The sequence below is a fragment of the Mesorhizobium zhangyense genome, from assembly GCF_011045115.1.
GTDB lineage: Bacteria > Pseudomonadota > Alphaproteobacteria > Rhizobiales > Rhizobiaceae > Mesorhizobium_M > Mesorhizobium_M zhangyense.
Window position 1 is genome coordinate 421,013 of sequence record NZ_JAAKZG010000003.1, and the last position, 17,633, is coordinate 438,645.

The 17,633-nt window shown below is 62.2% G+C and carries 17 protein-coding genes; 7 read left to right on the plus strand and 10 right to left on the minus strand.

The features are described 5' to 3' along the window. The first annotated feature begins 48 nt into the window (after nt 1-48). Nucleotides 49-765 (plus strand): SIMPL domain-containing protein, encoded by a 717-nt coding sequence (locus tag G6N74_RS08815; protein ID WP_165116385.1) that lies wholly within the window; start codon nt 49-51, stop codon nt 763-765. Between the two features lie 143 nt (nt 766-908). On the opposite strand, the gene G6N74_RS08820 is transcribed toward G6N74_RS08815, so the two are convergent. Further along, complete coding sequence (locus G6N74_RS08820; RefSeq protein ID WP_165116387.1) at nt 909-1,310, minus strand: hypothetical protein; 402 nt, start codon at nt 1,308-1,310, stop codon at nt 909-911. A 168-nt stretch (nt 1,311-1,478) separates the two neighbouring features. Then, nucleotides 1,479-1,925, minus strand: a complete 447-nt coding sequence (locus tag G6N74_RS08825) for a YcgN family cysteine cluster protein (RefSeq protein ID WP_165116815.1) — start codon at nt 1,923-1,925, stop codon at nt 1,479-1,481. 195 nt (nt 1,926-2,120) lie between these two features. On the opposite strand from G6N74_RS08825, the gene G6N74_RS08830 reads away from it, so the two are divergent. The 3 genes from G6N74_RS08830 (at nt 2,121) to G6N74_RS08840 (ending at nt 6,648) form a co-directional block, all read left to right on the plus strand. Next, nucleotides 2,121-4,292 carry an OmpA family protein gene (locus G6N74_RS08830; RefSeq protein WP_165116389.1) on the plus strand — a complete coding sequence of 724 codons (2,172 nt, stop codon included), beginning with the start codon at nt 2,121-2,123 and terminating at the stop codon, nt 4,290-4,292. Between the two features lie 299 nt (nt 4,293-4,591). Further along, nucleotides 4,592-5,128, plus strand: coding sequence for a TIGR00645 family protein (locus tag G6N74_RS08835; RefSeq protein ID WP_165116391.1), 537 nt, complete (start codon nt 4,592-4,594; stop codon nt 5,126-5,128). A 98-nt stretch (nt 5,129-5,226) separates the two neighbouring features. Continuing rightward, nucleotides 5,227-6,648 carry an APC family permease gene (locus G6N74_RS08840; protein ID WP_165116393.1) on the plus strand — a complete coding sequence of 474 codons (1,422 nt, stop codon included), beginning with the start codon at nt 5,227-5,229 and terminating at the stop codon, nt 6,646-6,648. Nucleotides 6,649-6,655: 7 nt separating this feature from the next. Here the strand turns inward: G6N74_RS08840 and G6N74_RS08845 are convergent, their stop codons facing one another. The 3 genes from G6N74_RS08845 to G6N74_RS08855 form a co-directional block, all read right to left on the minus strand. Continuing rightward, nucleotides 6,656-7,525, minus strand: coding sequence for an SDR family oxidoreductase (locus G6N74_RS08845; RefSeq protein WP_165116395.1), 870 nt, complete (start codon nt 7,523-7,525; stop codon nt 6,656-6,658). 28 nt (nt 7,526-7,553) lie between these two features. After that, on the minus strand, nt 7,554-7,748 hold the full coding sequence (locus G6N74_RS08850; RefSeq protein WP_165116397.1) for a hypothetical protein: 195 nt from the start codon (nt 7,746-7,748) through the stop codon (nt 7,554-7,556). 88 nt (nt 7,749-7,836) lie between these two features. Further along, nucleotides 7,837-8,262: a VOC family protein gene (locus G6N74_RS08855; RefSeq protein WP_165116399.1), complete on the minus strand. Its 426-nt coding sequence runs from the start codon at nt 8,260-8,262 to the stop codon at nt 7,837-7,839. 70 nt (nt 8,263-8,332) lie between these two features. Here G6N74_RS08855 and G6N74_RS08860 point away from each other — a divergent pair, with 70 nt between their 5' ends. Both G6N74_RS08860 and G6N74_RS08865 read left to right on the plus strand, forming a co-directional pair. Then, nucleotides 8,333-8,947 (plus strand): TetR/AcrR family transcriptional regulator, encoded by a 615-nt coding sequence (locus G6N74_RS08860; protein ID WP_165116401.1) that lies wholly within the window; start codon nt 8,333-8,335, stop codon nt 8,945-8,947. Nucleotides 8,948-9,043: 96 nt separating this feature from the next. After that, a complete protein-coding gene (locus G6N74_RS08865) occupies nt 9,044-9,688 on the plus strand; it encodes a cytochrome c oxidase assembly factor Coa1 family protein (protein WP_165116403.1) in 645 nt (214 codons plus the stop codon). A gap of 4 nt (nt 9,689-9,692) precedes the next feature. On the opposite strand, the gene G6N74_RS08870 is transcribed toward G6N74_RS08865, so the two are convergent. The 4 genes from G6N74_RS08870 to dnaG all read right to left on the minus strand — a co-directional run bounded on the left by G6N74_RS08870 (nt 9,693) and on the right by dnaG (nt 14,890). Next, nucleotides 9,693-9,983: an HlyU family transcriptional regulator gene (locus G6N74_RS08870; protein WP_165116405.1), complete on the minus strand. Its 291-nt coding sequence runs from the start codon at nt 9,981-9,983 to the stop codon at nt 9,693-9,695. 74 nt (nt 9,984-10,057) lie between these two features. Then, a complete protein-coding gene (locus G6N74_RS08875; RefSeq protein WP_091913148.1) occupies nt 10,058-10,351 on the minus strand; it encodes a GYD domain-containing protein in 294 nt (97 codons plus the stop codon). Between the two features lie 186 nt (nt 10,352-10,537). Then, nucleotides 10,538-12,571 carry an RNA polymerase sigma factor RpoD gene (rpoD, locus tag G6N74_RS08880; RefSeq protein WP_091913150.1) on the minus strand — a complete coding sequence of 678 codons (2,034 nt, stop codon included), beginning with the start codon at nt 12,569-12,571 and terminating at the stop codon, nt 10,538-10,540. 375 nt (nt 12,572-12,946) lie between these two features. Continuing rightward, on the minus strand, nt 12,947-14,890 hold the full coding sequence (gene dnaG, locus G6N74_RS08885; protein ID WP_165116407.1) for a DNA primase: 1,944 nt from the start codon (nt 14,888-14,890) through the stop codon (nt 12,947-12,949). Nucleotides 14,891-15,162: 272 nt separating this feature from the next. Here dnaG and G6N74_RS08890 point away from each other — a divergent pair, with 272 nt between their 5' ends. Beyond that, nucleotides 15,163-16,827: a Na/Pi cotransporter family protein gene (locus G6N74_RS08890; protein WP_165116409.1), complete on the plus strand. Its 1,665-nt coding sequence runs from the start codon at nt 15,163-15,165 to the stop codon at nt 16,825-16,827. 173 nt (nt 16,828-17,000) lie between these two features. Here the strand turns inward: G6N74_RS08890 and G6N74_RS08895 are convergent, their stop codons facing one another. After that, nucleotides 17,001-17,513: a GNAT family N-acetyltransferase gene (locus G6N74_RS08895; RefSeq protein ID WP_165116817.1), complete on the minus strand. Its 513-nt coding sequence runs from the start codon at nt 17,511-17,513 to the stop codon at nt 17,001-17,003. Nucleotides 17,514-17,633: the final 120 nt, after the last annotated feature.

Below are 17,633 nucleotides of genomic sequence, written 5' to 3' on the forward strand. Positions count from 1 at the left end.
CGGCATAATCCGACTCGTCTAGGGACGACCGACATTGGAGATTTTTGAATGACGAAAGCCTATCTACCCTTGGCGCTTGCCGCTGCCCTTGCCGTTCCTGCCGCTGCCGCATCCGCACAGTCCATGCCGCCGGCACCCCCGCGCATCATCGTGACCGGCGAAGGCGAAAAGGCTGTCGCGCCGGATCTGGCGCTGCTTTCGTTGAGCGTCATGCGCGAAGCAAAGACGGCGCGCGAGGCGCTCAGCGCCAACAACGACGCCATGGCCGCCGTGATTTCGGCAATGAAGGCCGCCGGTATCGAGGAGCGCGATCTCCAGACTTCCGGCATCCAGATTTCGCCGCGCTACAACTACACCAACAAGCCGGATGGCAGCCAGGACGCCGAACTCGTCGCCTATCAGGTCACCAACACACTGTCGGTTCGCATCCGCGACCTCGACAAGGCCGGCGACATTCTCGACAAGTCGGTTTCGCTCGGCGTCAACCAGGGCGGCGGCATCACCTTCTCCAACAATGATTCGTCGGCCGCCCTCACCGAGGCGCGCAAGCTGGCGGTCAAGGATGCCATCGCCAAGGCCAAGGTGCTGAGCGAGGCAGCCGGCGTGCAGCTTGGCCGCGTGATTGAGATCGCCGACCAGAATTTTGCGCCGCCGCCGATGCCGATGGGCAAGGCGATGTCATTTGATCGCGCCGAAGCGGTGCCGGTGCAGGCCGGCGAGAACTCATACCGCGTGCAGGTCAGCGTCACTTTCGAGATCAAGTAACGGCTCTCGCGCAAAAGAAGGCGCCTGCAGAAAAACCAGGCGCCTTCTTTTCAGAACGCGGCCGCTTGAATGGGCCGCGCTTCGACAAAAGAAAAAGCACCGGAGGACCACCCCTCCGGTGCTTTTTCATTCATGCACTGCGATCAGCGCAGAACCGGGCAACTCGGCGAGCGGCCGAAGGTGATAGCCATGCGCTCACCCCACTTGCGGCCACCGACTGTGATCGTGCGGCGGCTGACATCGACGACGCGGGCGCGGTGCAGGCCCATGCGCTCCGCCTTGTTTACGGCGCGATCCGGCGAGCAGGACGGGCGATCCCAACGGTCACGGCGATCCCAGCGATCGCGGCGTTCTTCACGGCGGTCCCAGCGGTCACGATGATGACGGCGGTATTCACCGTCGCGGACATAGACGCCGACCCGGCCGTCATCGCCGCCGCCGAAATTGAGATAGAGGCCATCGGCATGCGCCGCAGCCGGCATTGCAGAAATCGCGCCCAGCCCGATGAAGGCCGAAAGGGCGGCTGTCTTGAAAATGTTCAACATCGTTTTCTCCTCGTAGGCTGAACTGTTCGCCTCTTGCTGAAGCGATATGGCGACAATGCGCCGTCGAGCCTGAACCGATGTCGAACCGGCCATTCATTTCCGGTTCATGCGATAAATCATTGATATGGCTTGAAATAATCCGTGCTTACGAACTACCGACGTGGCCGCTCACGGCTCTTCCTCGAGCATGTAGTCGAAGTAGTCTTCAGGCTCCGAAAGGTCGCTTTCAAGAACCGGCACGCGCCCGCGCATGGAAATGCCCGCTTCGTGAACCGTCTCGGCGGAGCCGGAAAGCAGCGGATGCCACCAATAGAGATCATGGCCCTCGGCAACCAGCCGGTAGGCGCAGGTTTGCGGCAGCCAGGAAATGGTTCGCACATTCTGCGGCGTCAAGCCGACGCAGTCGGAGACCCGGGCGAGTCGGTTTGCATAGTCCGAGCAGCGGCACGTCTTGGCGTCGAACAGCCGGCAACCGACATTTGTCCAGTAGATTTCGCCAGTATCCTCGTCCTCGAGCTTCGACAGGCAGCATTTGCCGCAGCCGTCGCAAAGCGATTCCCACTGGGTGGAGGTCATGTCCTCCAGCGCCGTGGTTTTCCAGAAAGCCTTTTCCATAAAGTGCATGTGGCCCGCCTCGCCCGGAAGGTCAAGCAGGCCGGCAAATCCGGCGCAAATCACGAGAAAGCCGCGTTCTCGCCCGAAAGCTGACAGGCAATTGCCACTGCCCAGCCCAGTTGCAGGCCAGAGCGGAACAAATTCCCGTGATTGATGTTGGGGTCGGGACGGGACACAGTACAGGAGAATTCGAAGATGAAACGCCAGTCACGGATTTTGGCGGGGACTGCCCTTGGCATATTGATGGCGTCCGCACCGTTGAGCGCGTTTGCGTTCCAGATGGATGCCGGTACCCAGCTTGATCCTCGCCCTCAGTCGCCTGCGATCGTGCAAGCTCCGGTCATTCTCGCGCAGGGAGAAGGCCAGCAGTCGGGCGAAGAACCGCAGGTCGTACCCAAGAAGCGCAAGCAGGCTCAGGAACAGCAGGCACCGGATGAACAGGCCGCACCCGAAAAGCCGCAACGGCAAAAGCCCGAACGCGCCCAGAAGCGCCAGGCAGAGCCGGAACCGCAGGCTGAGGGCGGGGCCGCTTCCGGTGACGAGCCGGTGCGCAAGGTTCAGCGTAAGCAGCGCGAAGTCCAGGAGCAATCGGCCGAGCCTGCCCCCATGCAGGAGGAACAGCCACAGCGGCCGAAGAAATTGAAGAGGGCTTCGCAAGAGGCACCTATGCAAGCCGAGGAGCCGCAGGCTGAACAGCCGACCAGGCCGAAAAAGCAGAGGAAAGCTTCCGAGGAAGCGCCGGTTCAGGCCGAGCAGCCGGCAGCCTCCGAGCCGCAGGCAGAGCAGCCGGCCAGACCGAAAAAGCTGAAGAAAGCCAGCGAAGAAGCTCCTGCACAGGCCGAGGAGCCAACGGCAAGGCCGCAACCCAAACCGGCACAGTCCGATAATGCGCCGGTCAAAAAGGCCTCCGAGCCGGAGACTGAGGCACCGAAGAAAAGGGCGAAGACGGAAGCGCCTGCCTCCGGTGAAGCAGCACAGCCTTCAGGCGAGGCAGCCGCTCCCTCGGCTGAACCGCAGCCGGCCCAGCCCGACGGCAAGCCGGTGCAGGTGAAGCGGCCCGACAAGAAAGGCTCTGGCGAGACCGCGCCCGTCGAAGCACAGCAACCCGTCGCGCCCGGCGAGCCCGCCCCTTCGGGCGAAACCCAGGCGGAGGGCGCAAAGCCCGCACCGGGCAAGCGTCCCGTCGTGAACGACGGCAGCGCAGCCCCCGTGCTCGACAGCCAGAAGCAGAACCCGCAGGCCGCGACCGGAACAGACGGCCAGCGTCCGCGCAAGCGCCCGCAGGGTTCGTCGGACCAGCCGCAGCAGGGCGAGCAGCAGCAAGGCGAGCAGACACAGGGTCAGGCTCGGCCACGGCCGGCGCCGGTTGACGCTGGCCCCCCGCCCGCAGACGACCAGGCAGCCCAGCAGGACTTCCAGCGTGAAGACATCCAGCCGGTGCGGGAAGAAAAGGGCGTGCGCGTCAAGGAGCGCAAGTTCGACATTGCCAAGCGCGAGCGCCCGGAAGGATCGCAGATCGTCAAGCAGTTCGGCGACCGCATCATCCTGCAGTTCAACAACCAGACCATGGTGGAAAGCAACGAGCGGCCGCGCATGCGCCAGGGTGCTCGCGACGTCTACTACGAGGATCTTCCCCGCGGACGTACCCGCGAGACGATTGAACGGGACGACGGCACGCAGGTCGTAACCATCCGCAACTCCTATGGCGATGTCATTCGCCGCTCCCGCGTCATGCCGGACGGTCAGGAATATGTGCTGACCTATGTCGACGAGCAGAATTACGATCGTGTTCGCGACTGGCGCGATCCGGGCGACGACCTGCCGCCTATGCAGCTGGATATACCCGAGGACGAGTACATCATGACCTCCGACCAGGTCGAGGATCCTGATGCCTACTACACCTTCCTCGACCAGCCGCCGGTGGAACGCGTCGAGCGCCTCTACTCTATCGATGAGGTGAAGCGTTCGGCCCGTATCCGCGACAAGACCCGCCGCATCGATCTCGATACGATCACCTTCGAGTTCGGCGCGGACTCCATCGCCGAAAGCGAAGTCCCGCGTCTCGACGGCGTGGCCAAGGCAATGGAGCGCATCCTGAAGGACAATCCGGCCGAAACCTTCCTGATCGAGGGCCACACCGACGCGGTCGGCTCCGACCTCGCCAATCTGGCACTGTCGGACAAGCGTGCCGAGGCGGTCGCCGAAGCTCTCACCAACGTCTTCGGCATACCGCCGGAGAACCTGACGACTCAAGGCTATGGCGAGCAATATCTGAAGGTGAACACCGAAGCGCCCGAGCGCCAGAACCGCCGCGTCGCCATCCGCCGCATCACGCCGCTGGTGGCCCCGGTGGCAAGCGCCAACTAGCTTCGGAAAGGATGACCCGTTTTGGACAAAATCTTGGACGATAATGGGTAATAATCACGGTTTCGCGAGTTTTACGCGCTTCCATTGACTCGCGAAGCCGCCCTCACCAGTTCTTTATGGTGAATGGTTCCCTGCCCCATCCCCCTTAGCCGGTGGACTGTGGCGAAAGCCCGGCCGGTCCCCCTCCCCGGCCGGGCTTTTCATTGCGTCTCAAGGCTTGATGCTGCGGCGCAAAATTTCCCCTTGCAAACCAAACCTGCCTCGTTGAAAAACAGCCTCCCATCGACCGGAACCACCTGATGAAACGCCTCGAACACGCCATCGAATCCATCATTCTCGCCTCGCGCTGGCTGCTGGTCATTTTCTATCTCGGATTGGCCATAGCACTGGCGATCTATGCCTTCTCCTTCGGCAAGAAGCTGTTCGAGTTCGTCTCCATGGTCATGGTGCTGGACGACACCGACACGATCCTGAAAATCCTCGGCCTGATCGACGCCGCCCTCGTGGCGAGCCTAGTCGTCATGGTCATCATCTCGGGCTACGAGAACTTCGTCAGCCGCTTCGACAATCATGACGGCGAAGTGCATTGGCTCGGCACGATCGATGTCGGCTCGCTGAAGATCAAGGTCGCCTCGACCATCGTCGCGATCTCCTCGATCCATCTGCTGCAGATCTTCCTCAACCATTCGACCTACACGGCAGAACAGCTGATGTGGCTGACCATCATGCACCTCGCCTTCGTCGTTTCGGCACTGATCCTCGCCTATATCGACCGCCTCACCGGCCTGACCAAGCTCGGCAAGAAGGGCGACGAGGCGGAAGGGCCGAGCCTGTAATCCTCCAAGCAGCCCTATCCGCAACATCGCTAATTTGACAGTCCGGCCAGCCGTTAATACTCCTACGCATGGGGGTGGCTTTCCTGGAGGCCATTGCGATGACTGACATTTCCACCAGTACAACTCACGGCTCGCCTCCGGTCGAGCCCAGTCTCCACCGCGTGATGGGCCCCTGGCTCCTTCTTCTCTTCATCGTCGGCGATATTCTCGGCACCGGCATCTATGCGCTGACCGGTCAGGTCGCCAAGCAGGTCGGCGGCGTTGTCTGGCTGCCCTTCCTGGTGGCCTTCGTCATCGCCGTGGTCACGGCCTTCAGCTATCTGGAGCTGGTGACGAAATATCCGAAAGCAGCCGGTGCCGCGCTCTACGCGCACAAGGCCTTCGGCATCCACTTCATCACCTTCATCGTCGCCTTCGCCGTCATGTGCTCGGGCATCACCTCGGCCTCGACCGCCTCGCGGGCCTTCGCCGCAAACATGTCGCATGCCTTCAATCTCGGCCTGGAAAGCGGCATGGGTATCACGCTGATCGGCCTCGCCTTCATGGCGATTGTCGCCGTGGTCAATTTCCGTGGCGTCGGCGAAAGCGTGAAGGCCAATGTCGTGCTTACCTGCGTCGAGTTGACTGGCCTGCTCATCATCATCTTCATCGGCCTGTGGGCGATCGGCGCTGGCGAAGGCGATGTTTCGCGCATCACCCAGTTCAGCACGGCACCGGATCGCACCGCCTTCTGGGCGGTGATCGGGGCGACCACGCTGGCCTTCTTCGCCATGGTCGGCTTCGAGGACTCCGTGAACATGGCGGAGGAAACCCAGGATCCGACTCGCATTTTTCCAAAAATCCTGCTGCTCGGCCTGCTCATCACCGGCGTGATCTATGTGCTGGTGTCGATCTCGGCGATCACCCTTGTGCCGCCGGAACAGCTTGGCGAAGGCGAGACGCCACTGCTCAAGGTGGTGCAGGCCGGCGCGCCGAACTTCCCGCTCGAAATCTTCGGCTTCATCACAATGTTTGCTGTCGCCAACAGCGCGCTCATCAACATGCTGATGGCGAGCCGGCTGGTCTACGGCATGAGCCGCGAGCATGTGCTGCCCGCAGCGCTCGGCAAAGTCCACCACTCGCGCCGCACGCCCTATATCGCAATCGGCTTCACCACGCTGCTCGCCTTCGCGCTGATCACCTTCGTCGGTGAAGTGCCGGCTCTCGGCGGCACGACCGCGCTGCTGCTGCTCTGCGTCTTCACGGTAGTGAACATCGCCGTGCTGGTGCTGCGCAAGGATCCCGTCAAGCACGAGCATTTCCGCACGCCGACCTTCCTGCCTGTGGTCGGCGCACTCGCCTGCGCCTTCTTCGCCGGCCCATGGACCGGCCGCGACCCCATCCAGTATACGATCGCGGGCGTTTTGATCGGCGTCGGCGTGTTGCTGTGGTTCGTGACCGTCGCCGTCAACCGCGCCACCGGCGTAAGGCCGGCAGAGCCGACGATGGAAGATCTCGGCGGTAGCGGTCCGGTTAACTAGGCGGAAGCTACCCGCCCAGCCCCACCACCTTCGTGTCGGTCTGCGCAAACACCGCGTCCGGCACGAAGAAATCGCCGGCCAGCGGACCTTTCGCTCCGGGCGCGTATTTGGAAAAGTCGCTCACGCCTGCCTCGCGCAGCAGAAGCTCGTCGATGAAAAAATTGCCGGTCGTCTCGCGCGACGGCCGGGTCAGGATGGCATGTGCTGCATCGGCCATGATCTCGGGCGATCGGCTCATCGATGCGACCGCCTCGCCGCCGAGCAGATTGCGGATGGCCGCGGTGTCGATCGCCGTCAGCGGCCACAGCGAATTGACGGCAATGCCGTCTTTGGCGAACTCCGCGCTCATGCCCAGCGTGCACATCGACATGCCGAACTTCGCCATCGTGTAGGCGACATGGTTCTTGAACCATTTTGCTTCCATGTCGAGCGGCGGCGCCAGATTCAGAATGTGAGGGTTTTGTGCTAACTTCAGGTACGGAATGCACATTTTCGAAACCAGAAACGTGCCGCGCGTATTGATCTGGTGCATCAGGTCGTAGCGCTTCATGTCCGTTTCGAGCGTGCCGGTTAGCTGGATCGCGCTGGCATTGTTGATGCAGATGTCGATGCCGCCGAATTTTTCGACGGTCTTTGCAACGGCTTCCGCCACCTGCGCCTCCTCGCGGATATCGCAGATCACCGGCAGCGCCTTGCCGCCCGCCTTCTCAATCTCTTCGGCCGAGGTGTAGATCGTGCCGGGCAGCTTTGGATGCGGCTCTGCGGTCTTGGCCGCGATGGTGACATTAGCGCCGTCGCGCGCAGCCCTCAGCGCAATCGCCAGCCCGATCCCGCGCGATCCACCCGAAATGAAAATCGTCTTGTTCTTCAGCGACATTTTTATCCCTCCCCTTATGCCTGCATGCCTAGTTGGTCGTCACGACGGTATCGGTCGACCCCGCCGTAACGCCGGACGTTCCCACGCCCACCGACCCGGTCTTGACCCGTGTCGTCGCAGTGCCGTCGGCGATCGTCGTGCCGAAGACCCCGCCGCCCATCGCGCAGCCCGACAGGACTATCGCCGTAAGGGCACAAGACAAAGCATTTCGAACCCAGCGCATGACATCACCTCTCTACCATTCTTTTTTCGAAACGGCAGAAGGGATCAAGAATTCGTCGTTTTCGCGGATTTTACCGATCGACCCGATCTCAACCAACAGCACCCTCCAGATACTGCGCAGCGAATTCCTCGCTCGGCGGGATCGGCTTGATCACATCGATCAACACGCCGTTCGGATCGGCGATGATGAAGTGGCGCTGGCCGAAAGGCTCATCCCGCAGCGTCCGCAGGATCGGCAGGCCGGCCGCCTGGATGCGCTCATAGATCGCGTCCGGGTCCTTCACCTCGAAATTGATCAGCAGGCCGGCAGCGCTCCGGCCCCGCGCTGGCTCGGGGATAGTCTCGTGATCGGCCTCGACGATGCCGAGATTGACGCGCTTGTCCTCGGATGACTGGAGATGGACATACCAGTCGCTCTCGAACAGCGGCGCAAAACGCAGATGTGTCGTATAGAAAGCGGCGGTGCCGGCGACATCGTCCGTCATGATGACTGGATAATAGCTGGTGGTTTTCATGGGCTTCCAATCTCCTCTGAAAATACATACAGTCTGCATGTAACTTTGAAATAACATACAGGCTGCATGTATGCAACAAGAAACCGGCCGCCGCTCCAACCGCGAGCGCACCGAGGCAACGCGTGCGGACCTGCTCGCCGCCGCGCGCAAGCTTTTCATCGAAAAATCCTACGCCGAGACCGGAACGCCGGAGATCGTCGCCGCCGCCGGCGTCACGCGCGGCGCGCTCTATCATCATTTCTCCGACAAGCAGGCGCTGTTCCGGGCCGTGGTGGAACAGGAGGCGCAAGCTGTGGCCGAAGAAATAGAGCGCGCCTCCCCCGAAACACTGTCCGCCCGCGAAGCCCTGGTAAAGGGCGGCGAGGCCTTTCTGGTCGCCATGAGTGCACCCGGCCGAACGCGACTGCTGCTACTCGACGGGCCGGCCGTGCTTGGCCGTGCAGCCATGAACGCCATCGACGGCGAGAACGGCACCCGCACCCTGCGCGCCGGCCTTGCGATCGCCATGCGCGAGGGTGCGATGAGGAAACTTCCGCTCGACGCCATAACCTCGCTGCTATCGGCAGCCTTCGATCGCGCAGCCCTCGCCATCGAGACCGGCGCATCGAGGCAGGATCACACGGTCGCCCTTGCCGCAATGATCGATGGCCTTATGACCGACGGCTTCACGCCACGAAACACGTGAACTGGACGCAACTGGTGGTTTTGTTCGCGCCTTGCGGCATGTACAAAGAACAAGCACGTGCGTTCGGGAATCGGACGAGAATGACCGGAGAATGAAATGGCCCGCGAAGCGCTGAATACGCCTGCCGAAATCCCTGCCGAACTCGATCGCTGGAACTGGGGCGCGTTTTTCCTCAACTGGATCTGGGGCATCGGCAACAGCACCTTCATTGCGCTGCTCGCCCTGATCCCGGGGGTCAACATCGTCATGATCATCGTGCTCGGGCTGCGGGGCAGCCGCTGGGCCTGGCGCAACCGCTATTGGCGCGACGCCGAGCATTTCCGCAGCACCCAGCGCAAATGGGCGATCGCCGGCCTGATCATCTGGGTACTCGGCATCCTCGCCGCAGCAGCCATGATCGTCGCAGTTCCCATGACGATGAAGAACAGCGACGCCTATCGCATCAGCATGGATGCCGTGCGCGCCAACCCCGAGGTCCAGAATGCACTCGGCAACAACATCACGGGCACGTTCTGGACAAGCGGCAGCATCGACATCCAGGCCGGCGGAACCGGATCGGCCCAGCTGAGCATTCCCGTTCAGGGCGACAAAAACACCGGCACGGTAATCTCAAAGGCCATTCGCACCGGCGGCCAGTGGGACGTTCGCCTTCTGGTCGTGATGACCGAGGGCGCCGATGGCCCAATCGTCCTGATCAACAAGGACAACCAGTCCATCCCGAAAACAACGATCGGGATTTAGAGCCTTACCCGAAGATCTTGTCGCCCTGCTCCTCGATCAGCTGCTTGCCCTTCTTGAAGGCGACGTCGATGGCATCGTCCAGAGACGCAAAACGGTCCGCACGAATGAAGCGGTGTTCCTTGACGACGCCGTCGATCTCCTTGGAGACGACGCCGCAGGTCTGGAACTGCCCGCCTTCCTTGAAAGGCGTTGCCTGGATACGAAATCCGTTGTGCTCGATCTCCTTGCCGGCGACCGGCGCCGCTTGACCGGTCTCACCACCGCCACCACCGAAAAGACGCTTCAGAAAAGACATGCACACCTCGTTTCTTGCCTGGCGGTCAGGTTAACCCGTTCGGGCAAAGCAGTCGAGACGGTGAAGCGATGCTCCTATCCCAGCGAGGCGATGATCTCGCGATAGGCAGCTTCCGGAAACGCCTTGAGCGTGCAGCTGCGCACATTGCCGCCCATGCCGAGCTGCAACGCGAAACGCGCCGCGACCGCATCATCGGGTGCCTCGCAGACCGCAACCATGTCGTGCTCGCCCATGGTCATGTAGAATGCCTTGAAGGAGCCGCCCATGTCGGCGAGCTGCTTTCTTGCGGCATCGAGCCGACGTGGCGATTCGCGCACGTTCTTCACGCCCGTTTCCGTCCAGTTCAGAAGCATTATGTAGGTCGTCACGGTACACCTCCCTCCGGTGCCGTGACTCGGGTCAACGCCGTGTCAGGCGGCCGGGTTTACAGCCCTCCGCTTCTGCCACCCATATTATGAGCCGATGCTAAAATACGGCAAGCTAGCTCAACGGTGGATGCCAACGAAAAAGGGCGGCCTGAGCCGCCCTTTTCATGTCGTACATTATTGCGCGATTTAGCTGTCGAGGAAGCTGCGCAGCTTGCGCGAGCGGCTCGGGTGCTTGAGCTTGCGCAGCGCCTTGGCTTCGATCTGGCGGATACGCTCGCGCGTGACCGAGAACTGCTGGCCGACTTCTTCCAGCGTATGGTCGGTGTTCATGCCGATGCCGAAGCGCATGCGCAACACGCGTTCCTCACGAGGCGTGAGCGAGGCCAGGACGCGCGTCGTCGTCTCGCGCAGATTTGCCTGGATCGCCGCGTCGATCGGCAGGATCGCCATCTTGTCCTCGATGAAGTCGCCGAGGTGCGAATCCTCCTCGTCGCCGACCGGCGTTTCGAGCGAGATCGGCTCCTTGGCGATCTTGAGAACCTTGCGCACCTTCTCCAGCGGCATGGCGAGCTTTTCGGCCAGTTCTTCCGGCGTCGGCTCGCGGCCGATCTCGTGCAGCATCTGGCGCGAGGTGCGCACGATCTTGTTGATCGTCTCGATCATGTGCACCGGAATGCGGATGGTGCGGGCCTGATCGGCGATCGAACGCGTGATCGCCTGCCTGATCCACCAAGTCGCGTAGGTCGAGAACTTGTAGCCGCGACGGTATTCGAACTTGTCGACCGCCTTCATCAGGCCAATGTTGCCTTCCTGGATGAGATCGAGGAACTGCAGGCCGCGGTTGGTGTATTTCTTGGCGATGGAAATCACGAGACGCAGATTGGCCTCGACCATTTCCTTCTTGGCGATCGCGGCTTCGCGTTCGCCCTTCTGCACCTGGTTCACGATCTTGCGGAATTCCGCGATCGAGATGGCGGTTTCGGTGGCGAGATTCTGGATCTCGGCGCGAAGGTCGCGGATCGTATCCTTCTCGCGCGTGGTGAATTCCTTCCACCCGCGCGACGTGAGATTGGAGATCGAGCGCGTCCAGTTCGGATCGAGCTCCGAGCCGTGATATTCCTTCAGGAACTCCTCGCGGCGCACGCCAAAGCTTTCGGCGAGCCGAAGCAGCTTGCCTTCGTTCTGCACCAGCCGCTTATTGATGTCGTAGAGCTGCTCGACTAGCGCCTCGATGCGGGCGTTGTTGAGCGACAGCGACTTCACGGCCGTGATGAGCTGATCCTTCAGCTCCTTCAGGCGGCGGTCCTGGCTGGGCGACAGGGTGCCCTGCGCTGCAAGGCGGTTTTCCACCTGCTGATCCTGAAGCTTGCGCAGCTTCTTGTAGGTGTCGGCGATGACGTCGAGCGTCTCCATGACCTGCGGGCGAAGCTCCGCTTCCATGGCTGCCAGCGACAGGCTGGCCTCGTCCTCGTCCTCGTCTTCTTCTTCCGACCGGTTTTCGCCGCCGACATTGGTGATGTCGTCATCGTCGCGCGAACGGCGCGGCGGGTTGCGGTCCTCGGGTGTCTTCGGGCGTTCCAGCTCTTCCTGGCGCTCCAGCGTCGGCGCCTGCCTGGCTTCGGGGCCGGCATAGGTCGCTTCGAGATCGATGATCTCGCGCAGCAGTATCTTGGCTTCGTTGAGCTCGTCACGCCAGATGATGATGGCCTGGAAGGTCAGCGGGCTTTCGCACAGACCTGCAATCATCGTCTCGCGGCCGGCCTCAATGCGCTTGGCGATGGCGATTTCGCCTTCGCGCGACAGAAGCTCCACCGAGCCCATCTCGCGCAGATACATGCGGACGGGATCGTCGGTGCGGTCGGTCGGTTCTTTCTTTGTCGTGGTGGCGGCAACGGCCGTGCCGGTCTGCTCGGCAAGCTCGTTGGCGTCCTCCTCGGCGTCGGCAGCATTATTGCTTTCGCCTTCGGCCTCTTCGCCGGCCTCGTCATCCTCGACGACATTGATGCCCATGTCCGAAAGCATGGCCATGGTGTCCTCAATCTGCTCGGAGGTCACTTCCTCCGAGGGCAGCACCGAGTTCAGCTCATCCATGGTCACATAGCCGCGCTTCTTCGCGACCTTGATCATCTTTTTGACAGCATCATCGGAAAGGTCGAGCAGAGGGCCATCGGTGGCGCCTTCGCGTTCGGTCTCGACCTCTTCCTTTTCCTTTGTCGCCATTCTTTTGCTTTCTCCAAGCCGGATGTTGCGAAGCCTTCGAGACTCCGATAACCCGGGCAAATCAACACACGCTTTACTGCGATTCACGAGCCAGTAGCAGCGCGTGTCTTAAGTCCTGATTAACCCTGATAACTGGGGCGGGTTGCCTGCGCCGTCCAGATCAGTACTTCGTTTTGTCATGTTTGGGTGCGGACGTGCCCGCGCATTAACGTTTCGAATCGTTCTGATTCCGCCAATCCGACGGAAGGTCAAGCGCCTGTCGCATGATTCGCGTTAAAAAAGCGAATCAATTGAAGGATTGCGACCTTCCTGCCTCACCGGCTTCCACACAGCTTTGCCAACCACGCCGGCAAAATAGTGCATCAAACCAATTCATCAAGCACGGCCGGCACGACCCGACGATATACCAAAGCCTTCGATCAGCGCTTCGGTCGCCTGCACGTCACGAAATTGCGCCTGGATTTCCACCAGGTGGCGGTAGTTTTCGTCTGTGGGGTCAGTCGCGAGAGCCGTCTCAGCTACTTTCAGCTCCTTATGTAGAGTGCGCGCGCTGCGGTGCAAGTGCAGCACCTGGACAAAGGCGTCGCGGGCATCCTCGATCGCGGCGTCTTCCAGCGCCGGCCATTGCCTCGCGCGCTTGGTAAGCGTCACCGCACGCTCCCACACATCGATGCACCCGGCGCGGCCGATCGTCTCGATCACCGCGTCCCTGCTATTGCCCGCGCCATGCGCCAGCGCGTCGATCAGCGCGGTATGGACTTTGCGCAGGTCGGCATTGGCAAGATCGAGCCGCTCGACATGATCGAAATGCTCCTCGACCAGTGCGGGGTGGTTGACCAGCGCCACGATCAGCACCGCCTCGCGAACCGACATCACCTCGCCTGCCCGCTTGACCAGGGACGACCGGCCCAGGCTCTCCGAAATCGCGGTGCGCCCGTTGACGGCGGCACCACCGCGCGACCATTGGCCGCCCTGGCCGCCGCCGAAGCGCCCCTTGTCGCGGTCGCCCGGTCGCTGCTGTCTGTTGCCGCGCTGCGAGCCGAAGAAACTCAGCACGCGCTCGCGCATGTTCTGCGCATAGTGGTAACGCACGCTCTCGTCCTGAATACGCGACGTCAGCTCCCGCAGCGTCTTTTCAAGATCGGCGCGGCGCTCGGGCGTGTCGAAGACGCCGCCCGAGGTCTCGCGCATCCACAAAAGCTCTGCCAGCGGGCGCGCCTCCGACAGCACCGCCTTGAACGCCTCCGGCCCCTCGGCCTTGACCAGATCGTCGGGATCCTTGCCTTCCGGCAGAAGCGCGAACCGCGCGGTGCGCCCCGCCTGCACCATGGGCAGCACCATGTCGGCGGCGCGCCAGGCAGCGCGCAGGCCGGCCTGGTCGCCGTCGAAGCACAGCACCGGCTCGCCGGTCATGCGCCAAAGCAGATCGAGCTGGTTTTCGGTCAGCGCCGTGCCGAGCGGTGCCACCGCATTCTCGAAACCGGCCTGCGCCAGCGCGATCACGTCCATATAGCCTTCGACGGCGATCACCGTGCCGTCCTTGCCCATCGCCTTGCGGGCACGGGCGAAATTGTAGAGCACGTTGCCCTTGTGGAAGAGCTCGGTGTCGGGCGAGTTCATGTATTTGGCGAGTGCATCAGGCGCCAGCGCCCGGCCGCCAAAGGCGATGATACGGCCCCGCGAGTCCGCGATTGGAAACATGATGCGGTCGCGGAACCAGTCATAGGAGACGGGAATATCGTCGCCGTGCCGGACAAGGCCGCAGGCCTCGATCTGCGCCTTCTCGACGCCCTTGCTGGCCAGATGCTCCTTCAGCGCGTTGCGGCTGTCCGGCGCAAAGCCCAGCCGGAAAGCCTGCTGCGTCGCCGGCGTCAGGCCGCGGTCGCGCAGATAGGCTCGCGCCTTGGCGCCATCGGCGCTTTGCAGCCGCTCCTCGAAAAACTTCGTCGCCATTTCCATGACGTCGTGCAACGACGCCCGCTCGCGCTCGCGCCGCTCCTCATTGGCGTCGCGCGCCGGCATCGGCACACCGGCCATGTCGGCGATGCGCTCGACGGCCTCGGGAAAGCTCATGCCGTCGAGTTCGGTCAGGAACTTGAAATGATCGCCCGAAACGCCGCAGCCGAAACAGTGATAGCGGCCCTTCTTGTCCTCGCAGTGGAAGCTCGGCGACTTTTCGCCATGGAACGGACAGCAGGCCCAGAAATCGCCGCGCGACGCGTTGGTCTTCTTCCTCTCCCACGACACGCGCATACCGATCACGGACGAAATCGGCACGCGATCGCGTATCTCGTCAAGGAATGAGGGCGGGAAGCGCATGGTTCTGGCTCACTTTCCATTTCATATAACCATGAGCGCGGCGCGATGCGACTGCCGACTTGACCAATACCCGCTTTTCACAGGGCAAATCAGGCCGATCGGTTCATTTCCGACACTTTGCGTCGGCAGGGAACGGCCCATGACCATGGACGAAAAATATTATCCGGCTAAACTAATGCCGGACAGATCATGACTACGATTCGTATCACAGACGACCCTCCAAGGCGCCTCGCGAAGGCGCCGGTAGCCGCTTGCGTTGAAAGTGCGCGCCCATGAGCGGATCGGTCGTCCTTCTCCACCTTGCCGGCGCGGTTGCGCTGATGCTGTTTGCCACCCGCATGGTGAAAACCGGCGTCGAGCGCGCCTATGGCGACGTCCTGCGCCATCGCCTGCGCGCCACCATGCGCAATCCCTTCCTGGCCGTTCTGGCCGGCACCGGGCTGGCGATTGCCTTTCAAAGCTCGACGGCTGTCACCCTGCTGGTCAGTTCTTTCGCCGGATCCGGCATCGTCTCGGGTGCCGCCGGCCAGCTTGCCGTGCGCGGTGCCGAGATCGGTTCGGCGCTGGTGGTCAAGCTGCTGACATTCGACCTGACGCTGCTGGTGCCGCTGTGCCTTGTCTCGGGAACCGTCATGTTCATGGCGACCGAGCGGCGCGACTGGCGTCAGATCGGCCGCATACTGGTCGGCATCGGCCTTTTGATCCTGTCGCTGGAGATGATCGGCCAGGCCTCCGAGCCGCTGCGCGAAAGCCGGCTCATGCCGGTCATCATCAACTATTTCTCCACCGACCTGATCACGGCATTTCTTCTCGCCGGGCTCGTCACCTGGCTGTTCCAGTCCAGCATCGCCGCCGTGCTTTTGATGGCGACGCTGGCCGGCCGCGGCTTCATCACGCCCGAGCTCGGCATCGCGCTGGTGCTGGGCGTCAACCTCGGCTCCTCGCTCATCGCACCGCTGCTCACCCGCACGGCCGAGCCCGCTGTTCGCGTCGTGCCAATCGGCAACCTTTTGATGCGCGGCATGGGCTCGGTGGTCATGCTGATCCTGTTCATGACGTTCAAGCCGACTGTCGCTTTCCTCGGAGCCACGGCGCCAGACCAGATCGTCAACGCGCATATCCTGTTCAACGTCATCATCCTGATTGCCGGCATTCCACTCGCTGGCCTCGTCTACAAGGCTTCGGAGCGTATCGTCGCGCTCGGCACGCCGCCGGAATCGGCCGAATCGCTTGCCACAGTAGAGCTCAGCGCCCTCAACGAGGCCGCACTCGACATGCCGAGCCAGGCGCTCGCCAATGCCACACGCGAGGTCGTGCGCGTTTGCGAGACCGTCGAGATCATGCTGAAGCGCATCATCGAGCTCTACGAAAAGGCCGACCCGGAAAAAATCAGGGCGTTAGCCGCATTGGACGACCGTGTCGACCGCAAGCACGCCGCGATAAAGCTCTACCTCGCCAAGGCGACAGCCCGGCCGATGACCGAGGATGAAGCGCTACGCTGCCAGGAATTGATCGGCGCCTGCGTCAAGCTCGAGCAGGTCGGCGACATCATCGTGCGCAACATGCTCGTCCATGTGCAGAAGAAGTTCGACCGCGGGCTGGAGTTCACCGACGAAGGCTGGCGCGAACTAACCGCCTTCCACGCCTCGGTGCTGGCCAATGCCCGGCTCGCCTTCAACGTGCTGATATCGCGCGACGCCACCACCGCGCGCCAACTCGTGCAGGAAAAGGACCGGCTGCGCGACTTCGAGAAGGAAACCAGCAACAGCCATTTCGTGCGCCTGCGCGACGGCACCGCCAAAAGCGTCGAGACAAGCTCCATCCACCTCGACACCATCCGCGACCTCAAGCAGATCAACTCGCTGCTGGCGTCGATGGTCTACCCGGTTCTGGAGGAACAGGGCTTGCTGAGCGGTTCGCGGCTGAAGACTGGGTGATATGCGCTGCCTCTTCCTTCTCCCCTTGTGGGAGAAGGTGGCCGAGCGAAGCGAGGTCGGATGAGGGGTGTTGGACGGATCGCAGACGCTAGAGTTTCTTCCAGCACCCCTCATCCGTCTTGGCGCTACGCGCCAATCCACCTTCTCCCACAAGGGGAGAAGGAAGGGCGTTTTCACAACACGATCCGGAACCGCAAACTTTCCTCGCCGCCATAGGCGGCATCCTCGAAGAAGCGCTCCACCAGCACGCCGCCATTGGCGGTGATCACCTTCTGCGAAGGCAGATTGTCCGGCTTGGCCGTGATCTCGACATAATCGAGCCCCAGCGCCCGCGCTTCAGGCAGAAGCAGGGCCAAAGCCTGCGTGGCATAGCCGAGCTGCCGCCTCCACGGCACCACCGCATAGCCGATATGGCCAAGCACATGCGCCGGCAGCGCCGACGTGCCTTGCTGCCAGCGAAATCCGATGGAACCGGCCAGTTCGCCGTCCCAGATCCAGCGGCGATAACCCGGCAGGCGCGGCACGTGCTTGCCGTCAGGCAATGTGATCGGCCCGCCCTTGGCTTCGGGATCATCAAGGCTTTCGACAAAAGCGGCGGCATCCCGGTCGATCGCGTCCAGCTGCGCGCGGATGGTCTCGGCCGGGCGCACATTGTCCGGCGACCAGCCGCGCTCCAGCGCCTGCATATAGGTCGGCAGATATTCGAGCGACGGTTTTACCAGCTTTATAGTCAAGGAATGCGCTCAGTCAGAAAGCGGGAACGCGGCACGCATTATTTGCAGCAGGCTTCCGCAGAAACGTAAAGG

Bases quoted from the DNA above. Each gene is read 5' to 3' on its own strand.
- G6N74_RS08835 (WP_165116391.1), top strand. From the start codon at position 4,592: ATGAAACGCCTCGAACACGCCATCGAATCCATCATTCTCGCCTCGCGC.
- dnaG (WP_165116407.1), bottom strand. From the start codon at position 14,890: ATGCGCTTCCCGCCCTCATTCCTTGACGAGATACGCGATCGCGTGCCG.
- G6N74_RS08815 (WP_165116385.1), top strand. From the start codon at position 49: ATGACGAAAGCCTATCTACCCTTGGCGCTTGCCGCTGCCCTTGCCGTT.
- G6N74_RS08820 (WP_165116387.1), bottom strand. From the start codon at position 1,310: ATGTTGAACATTTTCAAGACAGCCGCCCTTTCGGCCTTCATCGGGCTG.
- G6N74_RS08855 (WP_165116399.1), bottom strand. From the start codon at position 8,262: ATGAAAACCACCAGCTATTATCCAGTCATCATGACGGACGATGTCGCC.
- rpoD (WP_091913150.1), bottom strand. From the start codon at position 12,571: ATGGCGACAAAGGAAAAGGAAGAGGTCGAGACCGAACGCGAAGGCGCC.
- G6N74_RS08895 (WP_165116817.1), bottom strand. From the start codon at position 17,513: ATGCAGGCGCTGGAGCGCGGCTGGTCGCCGGACAATGTGCGCCCGGCC.
- G6N74_RS08860 (WP_165116401.1), top strand. From the start codon at position 8,333: ATGCAACAAGAAACCGGCCGCCGCTCCAACCGCGAGCGCACCGAGGCA.
- G6N74_RS08865 (WP_165116403.1), top strand. From the start codon at position 9,044: ATGGCCCGCGAAGCGCTGAATACGCCTGCCGAAATCCCTGCCGAACTC.
- G6N74_RS08850 (WP_165116397.1), bottom strand. From the start codon at position 7,748: ATGCGCTGGGTTCGAAATGCTTTGTCTTGTGCCCTTACGGCGATAGTC.
- G6N74_RS08870 (WP_165116405.1), bottom strand. From the start codon at position 9,983: ATGTCTTTTCTGAAGCGTCTTTTCGGTGGTGGCGGTGGTGAGACCGGT.
- G6N74_RS08890 (WP_165116409.1), top strand. From the start codon at position 15,163: ATGAGCGGATCGGTCGTCCTTCTCCACCTTGCCGGCGCGGTTGCGCTG.
- G6N74_RS08845 (WP_165116395.1), bottom strand. From the start codon at position 7,525: ATGTCGCTGAAGAACAAGACGATTTTCATTTCGGGTGGATCGCGCGGG.
- G6N74_RS08840 (WP_165116393.1), top strand. From the start codon at position 5,227: ATGACTGACATTTCCACCAGTACAACTCACGGCTCGCCTCCGGTCGAG.
- G6N74_RS08830 (WP_165116389.1), top strand. From the start codon at position 2,121: ATGAAACGCCAGTCACGGATTTTGGCGGGGACTGCCCTTGGCATATTG.
- G6N74_RS08825 (WP_165116815.1), bottom strand. From the start codon at position 1,925: ATGGAAAAGGCTTTCTGGAAAACCACGGCGCTGGAGGACATGACCTCC.